Origin of the sequence: Pelosinus sp. IPA-1 (assembly GCF_030269905.1) — a bacterium.
Lineage (GTDB): Bacteria > Bacillota > Negativicutes > DSM-13327 > DSM-13327 > Pelosinus.
The window spans coordinates 151,908-172,325 of the sequence record NZ_BSVC01000005.1 but is presented as its reverse complement, the minus strand read 5'-3'; the positions used below and the strand labels follow the sequence as shown (position 1 = coordinate 172,325).

Sequence of the window (20,418 nt, the reverse complement as noted above, 5' to 3'; positions counted from 1 at the left end):
AGATAGTCAATGAATATCCTTATAATTACCAAAAAATATAATTATTTCTAGTTTATGGTGGAAATAATTAAAATATGCTACATTTTTAAAAACGTACAATTATTGCTTTGTAGCGTTTTCAATAAAGGTAGTTACGATTTGTTGGTATTCCGAGCGGCGGTCAAAAATAGCCATAGCGTGTCCTACATTGGGAAAGGTATGAATTTCACGATAACCTTTTGTGGTAGCATAGAGCTGACGTGTCATGTTAACAGGTACGAGGGCATCTGCTTCCCCGTGCAAATATAAGATGGGTGTAGTTACTGTTTGTATAGAGCGAATTGGCGACACTTCACCATAACGAAAATGGGATTGCATGTACGCGACTGCGCTAGAGTACTTTAATAGGATTTTAACCCAAAGGAAGTTGTGAGAATCTACGATGGAGCTAATTTGCTTTGTTAATAAATTTTCTAAGTCGCTATAGGCGCTATCAACAACATAGAAGGCTACTTGCTTTGAAAATTCATTGAGTTCAGCATGCATGAGAGCAGTTGCTCCCCCCATGGATATTCCATGTACACCAATAGTGCCATTCGGGTGCATGTGGGCTACAAAACGTACCCATTCATCAAGATCAAATTTTTCATAAAACCCCCAAGTTACAGAGTTACCGCCACTTTCTCCATGAGCCCGTGAATCATAAATGAGGATGTTATAACCCGCATCTAAATAAATATTGCTATACCATAAGCCCATTAAACGATTGGCAGCAATGCCGTGTACAAGTATTATCGTCTTATCGGAGGGAACGGCATTAGGGATATACGTTCCTTTTAAATCATAACCGAAAGAAGAGGGAATGGTAACTTGTTGCCACTTTTTTGTTTTGATTCCATTCTCAAGTTTTGCTTTTAATGGATTAAAACGCTCTAAGCTAGTACGAGTATTTAAGACACAAAATTCATTGTAAAAGACAGCACCGGCAAATAAACCGGCAACATTGATGACAAAAACCAGTACAATGCTAAGGATCAAGACCATTTGACGATGAATTTTACGCTTATATATTTTTAATGTGATATCTTCATACATGGAACGAGCCTCCGATAGTTGTTACATCTATTATATTGTAGAAAATGGGAAAGGGCTATACTTCTGTCCTTTGAAAAAATTTGTACAGAAGAAAACATCTCAATGTATGGAGGTTTTTTTGTGTTATGAACAGAATAAAGTATATTTGATAGAAAAAAATTGTAAAATTTAGATTTTATCCGATGACTAAACCGCTCTAAGGGTCTTCGGACCCAAGGCTCACTTATATAAGTGGGAGTTAAGAGCGTCTAAGTCCCTGGATAAGAAGGGCTAAGATTCGGATGGAGTTAAAACTCCATCTGAATCAAGTCTTCTTTATAAATAACCGATGCACAAAATGAGATGTATAGAATAGGGGAGAAAAAGGAATGGATCAATTTTATAAAGGGAAAAATAATATAAGTAGTAAGGCCAACCGGAGTCTAATGGCTGGTGTTTTAATGCTAGTGCTAGTATTTGTGTCTCTATATTTGGTATTTGTGCATAAGGTACAAGTGATTAGTTGGTTTTACTTTGTACCCGTCACTCTATTTATGATTCTATCTAGTTATTATATAAGGCGAGGAGTTATTTTTCGTTTTGGTGCGCGGGGAGAACGTCTAGGGTTAGTAGAAGCATTACATCTGCCAGATGATTATCATGTATTTACGAATGTGAGTATTTCTTATCAGAATTACAGCCAAGAAACCGATCTCATTATCGTGGGAATGAAAGGAATCTATGTTGTAGAGGTTAAAAATCATAATGGCAGTATCGTAGGGGATGCAGCAGATTCTGAATGGACACAGTATAAAGTAGGCCGGGGTGGCGGAAAGTATTCTAAAAAAATGGCGAATCCCGTAAAACAGGTAAAGGGTCAGGTCTATAAGCTTTCCAAATTTCTAAAAGAACAAGGCATTAACGTTTGGGTGGAAGGCATTGTCTTGTTTACCAATGAGGCGGTACATGTAAAGGTGCATAACAGCAGTGTTCCCATATTGCTTCCTGATAAACGGTTGACTCATCATATTTTGACCTATAAAAATCGTCAATATTTGAATAAAACCCTAATTAGCAAAGTAGTAGAGATTATAAATACCTTACAGAATAAGTAGTTGGCTAAATGGAGTGTTATAAATGACAAAGCAAGAGGTAACATTAGAAGATGTTCTAGCAGCAAAAGAAGCTCGCTATAGTAGGCAAAAAGCATTTATAGAAAAGCACGGTGGAGTACTCGTTAGTATTACAATTAATATGCCCGGGGCAGTAAAGGATACGCCATTACTCAGACGCCTTCGGGATTATGGTTTGGAAGAAATAAAAAAAATATTTACTATTTCGGCTGAGGAACGGGTGAATTTGAGTACAGGTCCCGAGGCTCTAATATCAATTGAGAAAGAAGGGCGGCTAGTTAAAAAGGCTGCCGTGAAGATAGAAGAAAGTCAACCATTTGCTAGATTGCTGGATATTGATGTGTTTGACGAAAACGGTTCCTTGTTATCACGTCGCGAAGCAGGGCAAAGTCGAGGTTGTTTTGTTTGCGGTGGAGAGTTTGTGGTATGTAGGCGGGAAGGAAGACATAGGCAAGAGGATTTAGAGCAGGCGGTCAATAAAATGGAGAATCAATTCAGGGCTTATGAAAGCCGGTTAATTAGCCCTACAGCTCAAAGTATAGGGGCCAAAGCGGTAGAGGCCATGTTATATGAGGTAACCTGTACACCATCTCCCGGTTTAGTGGATCGAGTAAATAGTGGTGCTCATCAGGATATGGATTTCTATAGCTTTATGGCAAGTTCTGCTGCTCTTGGTTTACCTATGGCAAGATGTGCCCAGGCGGGTTTACTCCACGAAGGTCCAATCGAAGAGTTATTGCCTGTGCTAAGGATAATTGGCTTAGAAGGTGAGGAGGCCATGCTCTATGCCACGCAGGGGGTGAATACCCAGAAAGGGTTAATGTTCTTGCTTGGTATTATGACAGGGACAGTTGGCTGGTTAATGGGGCGGGCCCTTTCAGTAACGGCCGAGGGCGTTTTAACTAGTGCAGCCAGCATGGTAGCTGGGATTGTAGAAAAAGAGCTAGAGAGTGCAGCGAATAAGAATCCTAATGAGTTAACGGCAGGGGAACGGTTATATATTGACCATGGTATTACGGGAATTCGTGGAGAATTAGCAAAAGGGCTGCCATCTGTCAAAGAGAGAGGTCTACCTGCGCTAAGAGAAGCTTTGAAAAAAGGGTTATCGGTAAATGATGCCTTATTACACACCTTGCTGGTACTTATGACTTGTGTAGAGGATACTACCGTTATGCATCGCCATCATCCCGATAAAATGAGAGTATGGGTACCTGAGCAGGCTCAAAGGGTCCTTAAGGCAGGAAGTCTAGCAACGATGGAAGGTAAGGCCATGTGTGCAGCTTTGGATAAAGAATTTATCTTACAAAATGTTAGTCCAGGTGGTGTAGCTGATTTACTGGCTGTGACCTGGTTCTTGCATTGCTTATCCGATGACTAAACCGCTCTAAGACTCCCATCTTCATCTCGTTAACAGTCTGTAATTCCCTGCCTTTGACGGTCAGGGAAACAGGCTGTAAACTCGAAATAAGTTCGAACTAGGGGTCTTCGGACCCAAGTCTCACTTATAAGTGGGAGTTAAGAGCGGCTAAGTCCCTGGATAAGTGCGACTAAGATTCAGATGGAGTTAAAACTCCATCTGAATCAAGTCTTCTTTATTATGAACGGGCTCAAAAGGGGGAAGAGGGATGTTATATAATATCCACCCAATTAATTTATTCAGAGCCTTATCATTGGCGTTAGAACTGTCAAATGGAGGCTTGTCCCGTCACCACTGGCGGACAGCGATGATTAGTAATCGTATAGGGGAAGCCATAGGGATGGATGAGTGGCAACGACAAATCTTGGTATATGCTGCATTACTTCATGATCTAGGGGCTGCAGCTCGTTGGGAAGAAAAAGCAAGATTGCATCAGTTTGAAGTGGGCAGGGACATTTATGAGCATGCAGAGGGTGGCTATCATCTACTTAAAAATTCCAGTAAGCTTAGTATGCTTGCTAAGCCAATTCGCCATCATCATGACTTTTGGGATGGCTCTAGTCCATCAGGACTAGCGGGTGATCAAATTCCTCTCATCAGTCGTATTATAAACGTAGCCGACCGAATCGAAATATTAATTCGTGATAAAGAATACATTCTTGGGCAAAGAGCAGGCATCTTGAATGCAATACGAAATCTAAGTGGAATTTATTTTGATCCCGACTTAGTAAAGGCACTCAATGATTTTTCAAAAAAAGAAAGCTTTTGGTTAGAATTAGCAGATCCTAATTACGCCCAGCATTTCTTTAATGATATAAATAGGTATGGGCATATGCGTTTTAATATTGATGATATTTTGGAAATTGCTGAGATATTTGCCAATATCATTGATCATACCAGTTCTTTTACGGGTGCCCATTCTCGTAATGTCGCTATGGTGTCCTCGTTTTTGTCCAAGGTTCGAGGTTATAGTGAAGAGGAAAGCAAAGCTATGCGTATTGCTGGTTTGCTTCATGATTTAGGTAAGTTGGCTGTGCCCAATGAAATATTAGAGAAGCCTGGGCAGTTGACAAGTCAGGAGTTTTCTTTGATTAAGCAGCATACCTACTATACCTATCGTATCTTAGAACAAATTGATGGATTTGGTACGATTGCTGAGTGGGCTGCCTATCACCATGAGACACTAGATGGCTCAGGGTATCCCTTCCGGATTAAAGAGTCTCAGCTTAAGAATGGTTCACGAATAGTCGCTGTTGCAGATGTATTTGCAGCCCTTACCGAGAATCGTCCTTATCGCCCAATATTGCCTCCGAGTAAAGTGAAGAGCATTATGTGTAGTATGGTAGATAATAAAAAAATAGATGGTAATCTGGTAGAAGACCTATTTAAACATTTTGACTGTGTTTATGATATGGTACAGATAAAGATTTAGTAAAGAAAAAGTAAGAATTCTAAAGTTTTTACAAAAGGTTGGCAGTTTGGACTTTTATAGTGTACTGTTTTGTGATAGAATAGATAATGAAGCAGCGGAGTTAATGATTAGTAAGTGTTGGGGTGGATGCTTGCTAGTCTTGGGGGAACTCCGTTGCCCCGAATAATCTAGGAAAATTACTCTCGCGTGGTGCGAGTTTTTTTTATATATATATATTGTTGAGGGGGTTTTTGTACTGATTGAACTGATTGGAATGCTAGCAGCAGTTTTAACAACTTTTGCATTTTTTCCTCAAGTAGTGAAAACGGTGAAAACAAAATCAACAGATGACTTATCTTGGACGTGGCTGATTATGATGATTGCTGGAGTGTTTTTCTGGCTAGTTTACGGAGTATTTATTGAAAGCCTTTCTCTGGTTTCTGCGAATGCAGTGACTTTTTGTTCTGTGGCAACCCTTTTTTGGGTAAAGTATAGCAATCACCGCAATACAGAGTTTAGTAAAGAAGAATAGGGCAATAGAAGAAATAGATAAAAGCACTTGCAGAAAAATGCAAGTGCTTTTATCTATTTCTTTATCTTCTTACGGAATCAGAAAGTATAACACTTTCTTGCTTCCAAGTAAGAGCGACTAAGGCTTCTGCCTGCGCCCGTGTACTGTCACAAGTCAAGTTTCTTCTTATATTGAGTAGGTATCGTTTCATTGATGAATTGCTCCCAACCAATACGAGTAATGAGTTGTCCTAGGCGTTCTTTGGCTTTTCCGTGTTGTCGATAGAACGTTAGTATAGATTGTATGATACTAGGGATTTCTTCAGCAGGAACTTTTTCTGCGACGACTGTGGCAATTTGAGCTGAAAAGCCGGAGTTGCCGCCTACGGCTAAGGTGTAACCTTTGGCCGTTCCATACATACCGATATCTTTGACTAAGGGTTCAATACAGCAATTAGGGCAACCACTCACGCCAATTCGAAGTTTACCTGGCAGCTCTTGCCCAAAGAATTCTTTATCAAGGGCTAGTCCTAAGCTAGAGCTATCCTGCAATGCTCTGGGGCAGTCGGGTTTGCCAGGACAAAATGCAACGGACCGTACTGCCTTCGCAATAAAGGATTCTCCTTGGCAATTCAGTTCGGCAAGGGCTTTTTCTCCATCACTCAAATTAAGTCCGATAATCGTAATCGTATTTCCTACTATCTTTAAGGAGCCCTCATACTTATCAGCAATCTCAGCAATTTGCCTAAGTTGGGCAGAGGTGGTTAACCCGCCAGGAATATGAGGTGTAACAGGAAACTTGATTTTCTTATTCAAAATAGGAATGCTAGCAAATGGAATTGTCATAATAGATCCTCCTTTAGAGACATGGTATCCTCCACTTTATTATAGATCGTTTAGAATTCTCGTCTGTGATCAATATCACATGGGTAGAATAGGCAGGGGCTTCCTATGTTGTCGTCGAATAATCAGATTGGAAGTTTTTTAGTAATAAGAAAGCTGCTGTTTGTAGGATTCTACTTTACGATAATTGGGATTCATTATTTTATAAGATAAGGGATGGATAGGTCTTATCCATATAGGAGGATAAAAATTGTGTCATTAGCAAGGAAGATAAGTACTATGACGCTAGGATTATTAATTTTACTCCAGCCTACCTGGGGGTTCGCGAATCGAAATGATACATACAGAGCCTTTGGCGATAATGCACATCCTCCTTTGGTATTTGTTAATGAGATGGGACAGCAAGATGGTTATGATGTTGATTTTATTCATCTATTAGAAAATGAGGGCGCTGGTACCTTTGATATTATGTTACTAGATTGGGACAATGCCAAAGAGAACGTGGCGCAAGGCAAGGGCGACATATTAATTGGTGTTGTGGATACGCCAGAACGAGAAAAATTTTTTGATTTCACCGAGCCATACTTGGAAACTCGGCTCGTTATTTTTACAATGCGGAGTAATTTTTTAATCAGATCTGCAAATGATTTGGTGAATCGCCGAGTGGGAGTACAGCGTGGAGATTTTGGCGAGGATTTTTTGAAGAGCCATCTTCCTAACCTGCACTTAAATCGGTATACAAATCAAAAAGATGCATTGAAGGCTCTGTCAGAAGGTGAATTGGATGCTGTTGTAGGTAGTTACTTTATAGGTATGTACTGGATCAATCAGCATAATTTACATGGTAATATCAAGGTTGTTGGAACCCCGCTAGCTGTGAATTCTTATTCATTAGGAGTACCAAAAGGAAACACTGTCCTACTATCAAATCTAAATGTTGGAATTGATCATTTAAAGAAAACAGGTAAACTCAAGCAATTGCAGGATAAGTGGTTTGGTGAAAATTATTTTCTTCGAGAAATTTTTGGTAATCCTCGTCTTATGGAGTTTATTACTTGGGGTGTTTTTGGAGCAATTGTTTTGATTGGTATAGTCGTATTGTTTGTTTATTCTTTACGCCGGAAAGTAGAGGTCGCCACGAGTCGTTTAAGGGAGGCGAATCAGGAGCTAGTTCATGCTTATGATGTTACGATTCGCGCCTTTTTTAGTGCCCTTGAGAAAAGGGAAAGCGGTACTGCGAATCATTCCCTAGCTGTCAATAATATTGCCTTAGAGATTGGGCGAGAGATGAAGCTTTCTGAAAACGAACTTTTATATCTTCATTGGGGAACATTGCTTCACGACATTGGTAAGTTAGCGATTAGTGATGATATTTTACTTAAGGAAGGAAATTTAACAGCAGAAGAATATGAAAAGATAAAGCAGCATCCGATCATTGGATATCAAATTTTGCAAGGTGCCGAATATTTGCGGGAGGCAGCTCGGATTGCCTTATATCATCAAGAACGATTTGATGGTAAGGGGTATCCTAATGGCTTGAAGGGTGATGCCATTCCCTTATTGGCAAGGATATGTTCTGTTGCCGATGCATTTGAAGCCATGATTAGTGATAGACCCTATCGCAAGGGGCGACCATATGAAGAGGCTATGGCTGAATTAGTAAGAAACAGTGGAACTCAATTTGATCCTCGAGTAATTCGTGCCTTTTTACAAATAAACCACAGTGCACAAGAGAGTGTAGCATTGTATGAAAAATTTTATAGAGAGATCGAGGGTGTTTAGGTCGGCATATGCTGACCTTTTTTAACAATGCTTTTTAAATGATAATTAATATAATCTGGGCAGGAAAATGGAAATAAATAGCGAAATAAAAAGTAAAAGATAAAATAGAAGATTATTACAATCTTGATGGGGTGATGGTTATTAAAGGGACAGTTGTTGCTACATGGGTTGGCACTGCAAGAAATATGTGGGGTCCGGAATTAGTTGGTAAGGCCATGCAAAGTGCAGGATGGGCAAAGGACCGGATTGTAGGGCCTACTGAAGATATTGAAGATAGTGAGGTTCGAAAGTTCATTGGGACTTTAGCCACATCTTCAGGAAAATCAGAGGATGAAATATGGTTAACGATTGGTAAGGACAATGTGAGAGCGTTCTTAGAGGCTTATCCGGCATTTTTTCAGCAAGAAAACTTATATTCTTTCTTGCGGTCCATGTATGATGTACATGTTGTAGTGGTAAAACGAATACCGGGTGCTAATCCTCCAGAAATCTTAATTGAGCCGATCTCTGAATATGAGGCCGTTTTTAGTTATCGCTCCAAGAGGGGAATGTTTGGGTACCTTAATGGTCTTATTGTCGGAGCTGCAGAGCATTTCAAAGAAAAGATCAAAACAGAAGTGCTTGAAAAGTCTACCGGTCATGTTAAAATAAAAATTTGCTTTGAAAATCCGATTACTCAACACGAAACATACCGTATTAACAAGCTATTATCCTTTGGATTTATCAAAAGCTTACCAGTTAAAATCGGTGTGGCCGCAACCTTGTTAACGGTTGTGGTCGATGCCATAGTAGCTATGATGGGGGCATCCATTCCTCTGTGGTCGGCAATTATTAGCGGTGGGCTCGCAGCTTTTGCATCTGCTCTGCTTTTAAAACCCTTTACTTCTATTCAAAAAGAGATTGGGAACATACAAGAAAGAAAGTACTTCCTTGAAACAAAACTACATACAAATGATCAATTCGAAGATCTGATGCAAGGGCTTTCCTTGTATAAGAAGCGTTTAAAACGGGAATTTGTAGGATTTAAAGGCACTGGAGATGAAATGAACCGCTTTGCGGATCTTTTCAATACCTTAGCTGATAAAATGTCAGAGACGTCTCATAGTATTTCTGGTGTTGTCTATGATGTGGCAACAGCGGCTAGCAATCAGGCCGTGGAAACAACAGAGGCAGTTGGCATTTTAAGTGGCAATTTAGATACATTGAAAAAGTTTGTTGTGGAGCAAAATCGTAATAAAGTACAACTCGAGGCAGCAGTATCGGAAATCAATCATGGCTTTGGGGAAGTACAGGCATCTGGTGCTAAATTAGAACATAGTTTAGAAAAATTTGCCGAGGTAAAGAAGTCGGCGGGAAATCTTCAATTACAAGCTACGAAGATTACGGAAATTACGGGCATGGTAGCTGCGATTGCTGGCCAGACCAATTTATTGGCACTAAATGCAGCCATTGAGGCAGCAAGGGCAGGAGAGCAGGGAAGAGGCTTTGCCGTTGTAGCAGAAGAAGTACGCAAATTAGCGGAACAATCTCATCAACATTCCGATAGTATTACTAGTGATTTAAAGGTATTAATGGATATTATTAGCGGTGTCGTAGCGATGATTGAAGAAGAATATGATGTATTGGCAGTAGAAAGTCATCAACTGAATGAAGTGGTAGCAAGCAATAGTCGTCATGTAGGTAATGTGCAGAATGTAGCTACGAATATTGTAGATATGATTGGAAAGTTAGAACATGAGATGACAGGGCTTGGACAGGTATATGGAAAGATTGAATCCTTAGCAGCTATTTCAGAAGAAAATTCTGCTGCGAGTGAGGAAGTCAGTGCATCGGTTCAGGTATACAATGATAAATTGCAGGATATGATGAGTAAAATTGGTGAATTTAAAGTGGTTATTCAGCATTTTAGTGAAGACGTAAATCAATATCGTACTTGATCAATAGGTAGTGATTTTGATTTGATTGAGTAGGTTCGGCAAATTGTCAACCTACTCAATTTTTTTGCGGAATCAGAAAGTATAATACTTCCTTGATTCCAAGTAAATGGCTAAGGCTTCTGCCTGCGTCTGAGGACTTGGCCTAAGCCAAGTCTTTTTTTATGAAATAGGATAATGATCCTAAAAAACTAGGAAATGGAGACAATAATAGTAAGAGTACTATAGTTTTTCTTAAATGTGTGATATTATTTTTCTATTATGTACTATAAAAAACACTCATCTGCATTGTTGTTCCTGCGTGTTTTTAGTAAGCACGTTCTAACGTTGATGATTTAAGATGCTAAATATGATAAGACACATGGAGGATTTATATGATAAGAGAGCGGCGCAGTAAAGAAAAGCTTGTAACCTATTATGAAAAGTTTACTAGTACGGGTGTAATGGACCCCAATGTACACCCATGGGTAGCCGATTCCTGGGAAAAAAGCCGGGAACAAGGTATTCCTTCAAAGGACTTACCTAAATTGATTAAGCTTAACAAGGAAGAATTAGCTAGAAGACAACATTTACATCATGCAGCGATGGAGTATCTAAATGGTTTGTATAATCAAACTAGGGAGCATTTCAATGTATATAACTTAAGTCTTTTGTTGTTAGACCAAGAGTGTTATGTAATGAAAAATTATGCGTTGCCATTTTTTCAAAAGAGCCCTGGAGAATTAGAAGGATCAAGATTGGCAGAAGAAGATATTGGAACATCAAGCATTAGTATTGTTCATGAACATAAGGTACCCTTCTTACTATTTGGTCCAGAGATGTGGATTAAGGAATGTCAGGATGGTGACGCCTGCTCTGTGCCGATTATGGTAGATGGTCAGTTAGTATATATTGTAACAATTGTGTCAGTTGAGCAAGAATCATTACCCTACAGTGCAGTGGTATCTTTGCTGCTCAGTATTAAATATTCTATGGAACAGCATTTAACTATCTTAGACCAGTTAGAGGCACGTCATGCGATTTTAGATTCCGTACCCTTTGCGGTGTATCACATTGTACCAGGCGGCGATGTTGTCTATAGTAATAAGTTAGGGAAAAGTCGTTTGGCGGGGATTGATGCTGTTAATAATGATATTGTAGCGAACCTAAATGATGTGGTCTTGAATTATCGTCATACACCCTTGTATAAAGGTTTCAAAGGAATACCATCCTATAATAAAGAAGTGACATGGATTACCCAGCGAAAAACATACGAAGATATTACCACGGTAATACCTCTAGAGCAGGAGAAGGTAGTAACCAGTGTTGTTGCTGTGTCTTTGCCAATTGAGGATTTGAGAACCCTAGTTGCTCATGCTGTTGGCTACAAAGCCAGATATAGCCTTGCTAGTATGGTAGGAGAAACTCCTGTATTCATTACAATGCAAGAAAAGGCAGGAAGAGTAGCCCGTAATAACAATCACCTATTATTGCAAGGCGAATCTGGTACTGGTAAACAACGGATGGCCCATGCTATACATCAAGCAAGTGTCAGAGCTGCAGGTCCGCTCATTTCATTGAAGTGCGGTGATATACTGCCAGAAGTATTAGAGGAAGAATTATTTGGCAGTGGTGAATATAAGGATGAAAGCCGCCCAGGGAAGCTAGAGCTGGCTAATGGCGGTACTTTATTCTTAGACGAAATTGAAAAAATGCCTCTGCATGTAGCTTCCCAATTAGCTGAATGTTTGAAAGAACGCCAGTTACGTCGCGTAGGGGAAGATGTACAGCGTAGTTTTGATATTCGTATCATTGCAGCCTGCGATAGTGATTTGAAACGCCTAACGGAAAAGGGAGTTTTCTTTGCACCTCTGTATGAGATCATCTCAAAAAGCATGATTCGCATCCCGCCTTTACGGGCGCGGCGTGAAGACATTCCGCTCTTGGCTGAACATATTATTGAAGAATTGGCGGAGCAGCATAATATGCCAGTAAAGGAACTCCTGAGCGAAGCAAAAGAGCTTTTGATGTCTTATGAATGGCCTGGTAACATTAAACAGTTGCAAGGAGTTGTAGAGCAGGCCTTCTTTAATACAGAAGGAAGTAAAATTGCTCTGAAAGATATTAGCCTGCTTGGTGAAACTGGCATTAGTTCTGCTTGGAAAGAAGATAAAGAGATCTTTGTAGAGGCATGGAAGGTTGCTGGTGGTAACATTAGTCGTCTTGCGAATATGCTAGATGTTAGTCGTGTTACGCTGTACAGATATTTGAAAAAATTTGGTTTAGATAAAGAATAGAGGATATAGGTGGTATAGGAATGCGACTAAGAAGAAAGCCTTGGGTAGATGAGGCATTAGAAGAATATAAAGATATCGTAGTAATAAAAGAAATTCCCTATGGTACATATGGAAAGCCAGATCAGGAGAGAACGAATGTTCATGAGCATAGAAAAGGGCATTGGCATGAAGTTTTTGGTCGAAATGCGCCTTTGCATGTTGAACTTGGAACAGGTAAGGGGAAGTTCATCACCCAGTTGGCGGAAGAAAATCCGGAAATTAATTTTATTGGAATTGAAGCCCAACAAGATGTTTTATACTATGCGGCCCTAAAGGCAAGGGAAAAGAACCTTACTAATGTTCGGCTGCTTGTTTTTGATATTAACCAAGTATTAGATATTTTCGCTCCAGGTGAGGTAGATCGATTTTATATTAACTTTTGTGATCCATGGCCTAAGGCGCGGCATGCTAGACGACGTTTAACCCATGCCAACTTTCTGGACAAGTATCGCCTATTACTTGCAAAGGGCGGAGAAATATTCTTTAAGACCGATAATAGACCTTTATTTGATTTTTCATTAGAGCAGTTTGCAGCTTGTAATTTAGAGGTAAATCAAGTAACTTTTGATTTGCATAAGAGTGATTATCAAGGAAATGTAATGACAGAATATGAGACGAAATTTAGCGGCATGGGTACGAGTATTAATCGGTGTGAGATAAAATTTCCGTAGAAAATACTATTTTTAAAATTTTTTATAACAGAAATCAAAGTTGCGGCATAGAATGTAACAAATGTAGTGGGAGCAAAAAGGGAGTGTTGCTATGCCGCGTCAAAACATGTCTTATATGGTTCCTGAGCCCTTGGAACCACTCAACGTAGAAGAAGTTAAGTTTTGGTTGCGAATCATGGAAGAGCATGCCATATTTATTAGGTCTGGTTTACCTAAAGAGAATGCTGATTCAATTGATGAGGCCGAATCTTTTCAACGTGAATTCGAATCCTTGCGCGTACGCGCGGAAAGAGTGCAAAATGAAAAGAAATTCATGGAGATCGTTACTGATGCTCAGGTTTTAGTAAAGGACTTTTATACTTATAAACGTGGTTTATTACATCGGATGCTCGAGTGCAAATTAGCGGGTTATAATTTTCCCCTGTTCTTAGATCATATGGCGCGTGAAGCGGAGTATTTTCTGCGTCTATTAGAAAAAATGAGAAATGGCAGAGTAGCTTTAAGCGGGGGAACTAAGGCACAAGAAAATGTATTTTGGCTTCGTATAATGGCGGATCATACTTATTTCATTAGTCATTTATTGGATCCTTCTGAACGTAACTTAATTCAGACTGCAAATGAGTTTTCCCAAGAGTTTGATGAACTATTTTTACAAGGAAGAGATTTCTCTAGTATGTTGCAGGGGTATTCCGAGGTTCCTTCTTTTAAACGGTTTATTCAAGATGTTCGTGTTTCCGTCTTGCGTCTGAGAGATTTTAAACGTGCAGCACAAGATATGATCGAAGAGTGCCGATTAGTAGGGTTAATTCCTGCCTTGCTAGCAGATCATGTAAGGCGAGAAGCAGAGCATTTTCTATTAATCTTGACGATGATGGAAAAAGGCGTCGTGAAAAACATGGCGGTAGCATCCTTGGAGGATATTGGAGAGACCCCTTTAATGGAAACAATAATAGACACGAATGATAACTGTAAGATACCGACTTTAATGAAACCAGGACGTGATGAGGATTTTACAGAAGAAGTAAGAGAGCCAGAACCAGAGCCAGTGCTAGAGCCAAAAGTAGAAGTAGAAATAGTTACAAATGAAAAAGTGAACAGTAAAATTAAAATGAGTAAAGAGCCCAAGTTCAACAAACCGGAAAGCATGGGCAAAGCATTCCAGGCAAAAGAAGTAGTAAAAGCGGAAGTCATTTTGCAAGAAGAAAATGTCAATCCTGTGATGGAAAAAGCAGAGAGCAAAACTAGTGATGTTAAATATAAATGGAGCGGGAAATGGCCTCGTCAATTAGGGAAAAAACCTGAGTAAGTAGTTTGCCAGGTAATAAAAAAAGGACTTGGCATTTAAGCCAAGTCTTTTTTATTCTGAAATTGGTAAGGGTATTACTGCTATATATCCTAATAGTTGTCGCTCGGTATTTGTAGTTGATAATAAACGTCCGTTTGCCAAATCAATCATACTAAGATCGGCGAAGATATGGCTAGTTGCGATAGCCAAGTTACTGCTTGGCAATAGATGTAAGCACGAGATAGAACGACCAAGCTTAATATGGCGGGTGATCGTGGCACTCGGGAGATCAATTACCGTAATTGAACCACTTTCCTCATTCACAATATAGGCAACTTGTTCCTTAGAGGAGATTGCGACGTGGCAAGGGTAGGCAGGAGAACTGCTTTTATCCTGAGGATAAAGACATGTATCACTAATCATAGTACAAGGGCTCGATTCATTTTCCTCTGTTGGTTTAAAGACTATAACTCCTTCTAATGTAAAAGCAGTACTAGTAAAGGGGATTAAAACGGTATGTCCCGTATCATCTAAGATGATATTTGTTGGAATTCCTGGAATAGGAAACTCTTGTACTAATTCCCCCATGGGAGTGAAAACTGCAAGAAAACCTTGATTATCTTGTTCCCATACGCTGTAGACAGCACTAGAACTGGCAGCTAGACCAACACAGGAAGCTTCTTCTGGGTTTCCCCAAGAAACTAGGGACATAGAAGGGATAGTAAGAGCGTATAGCCTGCCATTGGGATCGGCTATGTAGGCACAAGTATCATCCGGAGCTAATGTGAATTGTGCTGGCGGAGGTAGTTGTACTGGCAAACGGTAAATTGATTTTTGCTCTAGGTTGGCGACGAAAATTGCACCAGTACCGTTGGTTCCGATCACTGGCATATAAGCTTTACTGTAGTCAGAGGACAATCGTAGTTCAGTAGGGGTATATTCTAGGGGGTAAGGCATTTCAACTGTTATTTCTCCTTGTTTGCCATCTACAAGGAGCAAGGCATGGGTAGTATCGTCAATTACTAGTAGTTGATATGACAGACTTTCCATGTGCTCACCTCGATTATCCCAGTTTATGAGTGTTATTTCCTTATATATTATTCATGGTATGGCAAATTGGTTATTGGGTATGAAGAATTAATTTTGTATAATAGGGGTAGAGAGTCGTGAAGGAGAAATAAAATGAGTAAGTTATCAAGATTGTGGAGAAGTAGCACAGAAGCTGTTATTTGCATTACCCTATTATTATTCCTTATTGGCACAGTTAATATTTTTAGTGCAAGCTTCGTAGAAGCAGGTCAAACAGTGGGAGATGGCTATTATTATCTAAAACGGCATATTATGACCTTTGGTATTGGTATAATTGCGATGATGATGATGAGTCGGATTGACTATCACCGTTTGAATCGGTTGCTAGGACCATTAATGTTGGTGACAGTATGTTTATTAATTGCGGTACATTTTGTTGGCGTGCAAGTAAATGGTGCTCGGCGTTGGCTAAACCTTGGTTTTCAGTTTCAACCCTCAGAACTTGCCAAATTGACAGGACTGATGATAACAGCGGTTCATTTAGGGCCTTTAATCGATCGTAAACGCAGAATTACCTTGTTATCTGTACCTTTCTACATTGCAATTATACTGGGAGTTATGGTATTAAAACAACCAGATATGGGGACGGCAGTCATTATCGTAGGTGTGTGTCTTATTCTATATATTCTCGCAGGGCTACCTAAACAACAAGTATTTATTTTGCTAGGACTTGGTGCTTCCTTATTTGTATATGCCACCTTTGCAGCTGCTTATCGTGCAGAACGGATTGCTGCATGGATTAATCCTTGGGCCTATCAGCAAGGGATTGGTTATCAGACGGTGCAAGGCTTACTGGCTATTGGTTCAGGTGGATTCTGGGGGACAGGATTTGGTATGGGATCGAGTAAGTTTCATTATTTGCCTGAGGCCCATACGGATTTTGCCTTTGCCGTATTGTGTCAGGAAATGGGGTTTGTAGGTGCGTTTGTAGTATTGTCACTGATTGCATTATTAGCTTTTTATGGCGGCAAGATTGCACTAAAAGCTCCAGATGGATTGGGTAAAATGCTAGCGATGGGCAGCATAGTTTTGGTTTCGGGACAGGCTGTCATTAACATTGCAATGGTTTCAGGTTTGTTACCCGTCGTTGGTGTACCTTTACCCTTTATTAGTTTTGGTGGAACATCCTTAATCGTGAATCTAACGGCAATTGGCATTTTGCTTAATGTAGGGCGGCAAGCTGATCGGGCATTGCCACAAGGTCCTGTAATAGAATCCGATCCGAGTCGAGATATCCGGTTAAAAAAGGCTAGACAAGCTAGAAATCTAAATAGAATTAAGTAAGTGATAAGAGGTAGTTATAAAACTATCTCTTTTTGATTAGAAAATGTAAACTTGGTAATAATAAAAGATAATAGGAGGTGGTAAGGTTGTGTTTGGAATATTACGTATAGGAGCTTATTTAGTGAGTGGACTGACTGTTTGGCAGTTCTTTCAAGGGGATATAGGAGGCATGAGTGGTGCATTGCATAAATCATTAGCCCTTGATCCGAACCATGGTATGCTGCTAGGTGTATGCGCAGGAGTTAGCAATTTTACAGGTATTGATGTAAGTTTGATTCGTTTCATTTGGGCCTTACTGGCCTTCTATCGTGGGGCCGGCATAGCATTATATATACTCGCCTTTCTGATTATGCCAACATCCGGGCAATAATCAGATTTTTTTTGTAAAGTCACATAAATATGGCCTATTACATAAGATACAGTAAGTTAGTGATGAGGAGGGTGGATCAGTGAATCAGGATGAAGATATAAAATGGGTTGAAGAGATAGAGGACCAAGAAGAACCGGAGAGAGTAAAGAAAGAAATGTGGAATTGTAACGGTCAAAATGGACATAGTGGAATGCTACTAGCCCATGCGTATGTTTTATGGCAAAGTTATGATGACGCCTTCTGTCCTCAAGAGGCTTTGATGAAAGGAACATTATTCCCTGAATTGTATGGTGTGTATCCTATACCCAATTGAAACGTTGGAGGTGAAAAAAGTGAGTTGTACACAGCAATTTAGTATGTTAAAAAAGATTCAGGAGATACAGTTTGTTGCGTTAGAGCTTAATTTATTTTTAGACACCCATCCTATGGATAGGGATGCAATCAATGATTTTAATTGTGCTGCTGAGATGTTAAAAAAACATAAAAAAGCGTATGAAGATGAATATGGACCGCTTTTAAATTTTGGTTTTGGCGGATATTCCAAAGAACCATGGCAATGGTCACAAGGTCCATGGCCATGGGAACTATAGATGGGGGAATCGCATAATGTGGATATATGAAAAAAGTTTACAGCACCCCGTAACAGTTACTTGTCCTGACGTAGCTTTTGCCAAGCTAGTAGTTACTCAATATGGTGGACCAGATGGTGAGTTAGGCGCATCTTTACGATATTTGAATCAACGATATTCTATGCCCACGGATAAATCGATAGCGTTACTTACTGATATCGGTACAGAAGAAATGGCCCATATGGAAATGATAGCGGCCTTAGTATATAAATTAACGGATGGGGCTAGTCCTAAGGATTATGAAGAGGCTGGTTGGGGTGGTCAGTATGTACAACATAATCACGGACTATTCTGGACAGATGCCAATGGGGTACCGTGGTCAGCAAAATATATTGCCTGTCTTGGCGATCCAATTGCAGATTTAACAGAAGATATGGCAGCAGAACAAAAAGCGCGCGTTACTTACGAGCACCTTATTCAGATGACGAATGATCCTTGCGTAAAAGATATGCTGCGCTTTTTATGGCAAAGAGAAGTCGTTCATTTCCAACGATTTGGCGAATGTTTGAATGATGTACAGGAACATATGAGTAAGAAAAATATGTGGTGTGGCTGTGATAGAGAAAAATAGAAAATTAAGGACCGCTCTATTAAGGAGATTTTCTTCTTAATAGAGCGTTTTTTTTCTGATAATAGAGGTCTTTCAAATAGCAACTATGACAGTAAGTTGTTTATTTTTATAAAAAGTAGATTAATGTCGAAAGAACAGTGTATAACGTGATTTTTGGTGAGATTTGTTGCCGTCTATACCTTTTGGTAGAGATGGTTTTGCTAAAAAAACTATAAAAAATGGTTTTTTTTTTACATTCTATACCTTTAGGGGGAGGTAAACTTTACCAAAATACTTTATTCTATGCAAACAGAATAAAGTTAATAACTGGAAATGAAAGGAGGAAGGAAGATTTTAAATAATAAGAATATCTCAAAATACGTCATTATTTTTATTGTGTTATTGATATGCAATTTTATTTTTCTCGGTAATAATATTTCGGCTCAAAATATAAATACAGATACTGAAAATATGGATGTCGTATTTGTATTAGACACCAGTTATTCAATGAATGAGACAGATAAAGATAAAATCAGTATGGAAATGGTAAAACTTTTTACCGATATTAGTTATTCAAAACGAACACGAATAGGCTTTGTAGCTTATAACGATATTATCGAAGGAGAAACTCCATTAACTGAAATATCCAGTGATAAAGATAAAGAAACTTTTAAAAGAAGTCTTGATACGATTGGGCGTGCAGGAAGAACAGATATCGGTCTAGGGCTTAAAAAGGGCTGGGAAATTCTAAATAAAGATAACTCAGGCAGAAAGTCTTGTCTTGTATTACTGACTGATGGTGAGATTGATATTGATCCTACAAGGAATCAGCGTACAGCGACTGACTCTAGGAATGATATCAACTATGTAGTTGAGCAAGCCGCTGCCCAAGGTGTACCTATCTACACTGTAGCTATGGGGCGTAATGGTGTTGATATTGCATTACTTGAGGACATTGCCAATAAGACAGGTGCGTCCAGTTATGTTGCCAACATTCCTCAAGAACTTCTAGAAATTTTTAATAGCATTTTCACACTAACCTCTAAGTCGCGTTTTGTTCCCATCGCGGCGGTTACGGCTACTGGTGATACACAGGAAATAAGTATTAAATTGCCCTATTATCATGTTGCTGAAGGGAATATTATTTTCTTATCATCATCCGCTTTGAAAGAGACTCAAGTATTTAGTGGGTCGAGGAATATTAGCTTTTTTAACACCCAATATTATTCTACGGTAAAAATAGTACAACCTGAGCAGCAAGAAGTGAAAATTCGTTTTAAAAGTTCGCCGAATGATGTCATTAAAGTAAATATGCTCTTGTATTATGACTTAAAAGGCGAAGCCCAAGTAGAAAGCCAACCGAGAAGTGGTCAATCCATATTGCTGAAAGCAAATCTTATTGATAGTAATCTTGATCAGTCGATTGTTGATAAAAAGTTTTACAGTACCTTTACAGCAACGGCTATTATTAAGAATTTGGATACCCAGGAAGAAGTAAAAATTCCGATGCAAGCTACTGATAATGGGTGGGAGGTAAAACATGCCTTTCCTAGCAAGGGAAAATATTCCTATAGCGTGCAGGCTGACAACAAATTTTATAACGTCATGATAAAGAGTGTAGAAGTCAATGTTGGTGCTGCTGTCGATTGGGACAAGGTGGCAATCGTCCTACTTATCCTTATAATATCGGTACTCATCTATTATCGAGAAAAGCGACCTAAGCCTAGATTTACGGGAAAAATCAATGCCTATTATTTGAAGTGGAAGCAGGGGGAGGACGATGAGGTTCCACCACTGACAATACTATTGCAAGATGTTAACCATCAGAAGAAGATTAGTTTGTTTGATATGCTCCACACACTAAATGCCGATCAAGGTCTGACAGAAGGTGAAAAAGTATGGTTTTCACCGGGAATTGATAAGACGATTATATTGTCTCATAAGTCGGAGTGTACCATTGTGGTGGGGCAGAACTTGATCTGTAAAAATCAAAAATATATTCTGCACTATGGCGACAAAATCTATGTAACCTTTCCCGACAATATAGCGGAAATCGAGTTGCATTATAAAAGCGTTAAGTCAGCTGAAACGTGTAATTAGCGTTTTCATAAAGAAGACTTGATTTAGATGGCGTGTTCCACC

The 20,418-nt window shown here is 39.4% G+C and carries 18 protein-coding genes; 15 read left to right on the top strand and 3 right to left on the bottom strand.

What is annotated here, in order from left to right; translation table 11 throughout:
* Positions 1 to 99: 99 nt before the first annotated feature.
* Positions 100 to 1,074 (bottom strand): alpha/beta hydrolase, encoded by a 975-nt coding sequence (locus QSJ81_RS13590; RefSeq protein ID WP_285717917.1) that lies wholly within the window; start codon positions 1,072 to 1,074, stop codon positions 100 to 102.
* 368 nt (positions 1,075 to 1,442) lie between these two features.
* Between QSJ81_RS13590 and QSJ81_RS13585 the strand changes: the two genes are divergently transcribed.
* The 4 genes from QSJ81_RS13585 (at position 1,443) to QSJ81_RS13570 (ending at position 5,546) form a co-directional block, all read left to right on the top strand.
* A complete protein-coding gene (locus tag QSJ81_RS13585) occupies positions 1,443 to 2,168 on the top strand; it encodes a nuclease-related domain-containing protein (RefSeq protein WP_285717916.1) in 726 nt (241 codons plus the stop codon).
* Positions 2,169 to 2,190: 22 nt separating this feature from the next.
* Positions 2,191 to 3,564, top strand: a complete 1,374-nt coding sequence (gene citG, locus QSJ81_RS13580; protein ID WP_285717915.1) for a triphosphoribosyl-dephospho-CoA synthase CitG — start codon at positions 2,191 to 2,193, stop codon at positions 3,562 to 3,564.
* Positions 3,565 to 3,811: 247 nt separating this feature from the next.
* A complete protein-coding gene (locus QSJ81_RS13575; RefSeq protein ID WP_285717914.1) occupies positions 3,812 to 5,035 on the top strand; it encodes an HD-GYP domain-containing protein in 1,224 nt (407 codons plus the stop codon).
* 175 nt (positions 5,036 to 5,210) lie between these two features.
* Positions 5,211 to 5,546 (top strand): SemiSWEET family sugar transporter, encoded by a 336-nt coding sequence (locus tag QSJ81_RS13570; protein WP_352230897.1) that lies wholly within the window; start codon positions 5,211 to 5,213, stop codon positions 5,544 to 5,546.
* Between the two features lie 146 nt (positions 5,547 to 5,692).
* Here QSJ81_RS13570 and QSJ81_RS13565 read toward each other — a convergent pair whose 3' ends face one another.
* Positions 5,693 to 6,370, bottom strand: a complete 678-nt coding sequence (locus tag QSJ81_RS13565; protein ID WP_285717913.1) for a ferredoxin-like domain-containing protein — start codon at positions 6,368 to 6,370, stop codon at positions 5,693 to 5,695.
* Between the two features lie 249 nt (positions 6,371 to 6,619).
* Between QSJ81_RS13565 and QSJ81_RS13560 the strand changes: the two genes are divergently transcribed.
* The 5 genes from QSJ81_RS13560 (at position 6,620) to QSJ81_RS13540 (ending at position 14,375) form a co-directional block, all read left to right on the top strand.
* Entirely contained in the window at positions 6,620 to 8,149 is a 1,530-nt protein-coding gene (locus QSJ81_RS13560; protein WP_285717912.1) for an HD domain-containing phosphohydrolase, read from the top strand.
* A 134-nt stretch (positions 8,150 to 8,283) separates the two neighbouring features.
* Positions 8,284 to 10,086, top strand: coding sequence for a heme NO-binding domain-containing protein (locus tag QSJ81_RS13555; protein ID WP_285717911.1), 1,803 nt, complete (start codon positions 8,284 to 8,286; stop codon positions 10,084 to 10,086).
* Positions 10,087 to 10,457: 371 nt separating this feature from the next.
* Entirely contained in the window at positions 10,458 to 12,359 is a 1,902-nt protein-coding gene (locus QSJ81_RS13550) for a sigma 54-interacting transcriptional regulator (RefSeq protein WP_285717910.1), read from the top strand.
* Between the two features lie 20 nt (positions 12,360 to 12,379).
* Positions 12,380 to 13,069 carry a tRNA (guanosine(46)-N7)-methyltransferase TrmB gene (trmB, locus tag QSJ81_RS13545; protein WP_285717909.1) on the top strand — a complete coding sequence of 230 codons (690 nt, stop codon included), beginning with the start codon at positions 12,380 to 12,382 and terminating at the stop codon, positions 13,067 to 13,069.
* A 91-nt stretch (positions 13,070 to 13,160) separates the two neighbouring features.
* A complete protein-coding gene (locus QSJ81_RS13540; protein ID WP_285717908.1) occupies positions 13,161 to 14,375 on the top strand; it encodes a DUF2935 domain-containing protein in 1,215 nt (404 codons plus the stop codon).
* A 51-nt stretch (positions 14,376 to 14,426) separates the two neighbouring features.
* Here the strand turns inward: QSJ81_RS13540 and QSJ81_RS13535 are convergent, their stop codons facing one another.
* A complete protein-coding gene (locus QSJ81_RS13535) occupies positions 14,427 to 15,404 on the bottom strand; it encodes a YncE family protein (RefSeq protein ID WP_285717907.1) in 978 nt (325 codons plus the stop codon).
* Between the two features lie 132 nt (positions 15,405 to 15,536).
* Here QSJ81_RS13535 and QSJ81_RS13530 point away from each other — a divergent pair, with 132 nt between their 5' ends.
* From QSJ81_RS13530 to QSJ81_RS13505, 6 genes are all read left to right on the top strand, one after another.
* Positions 15,537 to 16,727, top strand: a complete 1,191-nt coding sequence (locus QSJ81_RS13530) for an FtsW/RodA/SpoVE family cell cycle protein (RefSeq protein ID WP_285717906.1) — start codon at positions 15,537 to 15,539, stop codon at positions 16,725 to 16,727.
* 88 nt (positions 16,728 to 16,815) lie between these two features.
* A complete protein-coding gene (locus QSJ81_RS13525) occupies positions 16,816 to 17,097 on the top strand; it encodes a PspC domain-containing protein (protein WP_285717905.1) in 282 nt (93 codons plus the stop codon).
* Between the two features lie 79 nt (positions 17,098 to 17,176).
* A complete protein-coding gene (locus QSJ81_RS13520; RefSeq protein ID WP_285717904.1) occupies positions 17,177 to 17,410 on the top strand; it encodes a spore coat associated protein CotJA in 234 nt (77 codons plus the stop codon).
* 19 nt (positions 17,411 to 17,429) lie between these two features.
* Positions 17,430 to 17,687 (top strand): spore coat protein CotJB, encoded by a 258-nt coding sequence (locus QSJ81_RS13515; protein ID WP_285717903.1) that lies wholly within the window; start codon positions 17,430 to 17,432, stop codon positions 17,685 to 17,687.
* A gap of 16 nt (positions 17,688 to 17,703) precedes the next feature.
* Complete coding sequence (locus QSJ81_RS13510) at positions 17,704 to 18,297, top strand: manganese catalase family protein (protein WP_285717902.1); 594 nt, start codon at positions 17,704 to 17,706, stop codon at positions 18,295 to 18,297.
* A gap of 450 nt (positions 18,298 to 18,747) precedes the next feature.
* Positions 18,748 to 20,376 carry a vWA domain-containing protein gene (locus QSJ81_RS13505; RefSeq protein WP_285717901.1) on the top strand — a complete coding sequence of 543 codons (1,629 nt, stop codon included), beginning with the start codon at positions 18,748 to 18,750 and terminating at the stop codon, positions 20,374 to 20,376.
* Positions 20,377 to 20,418 lie beyond the last annotated feature (42 nt).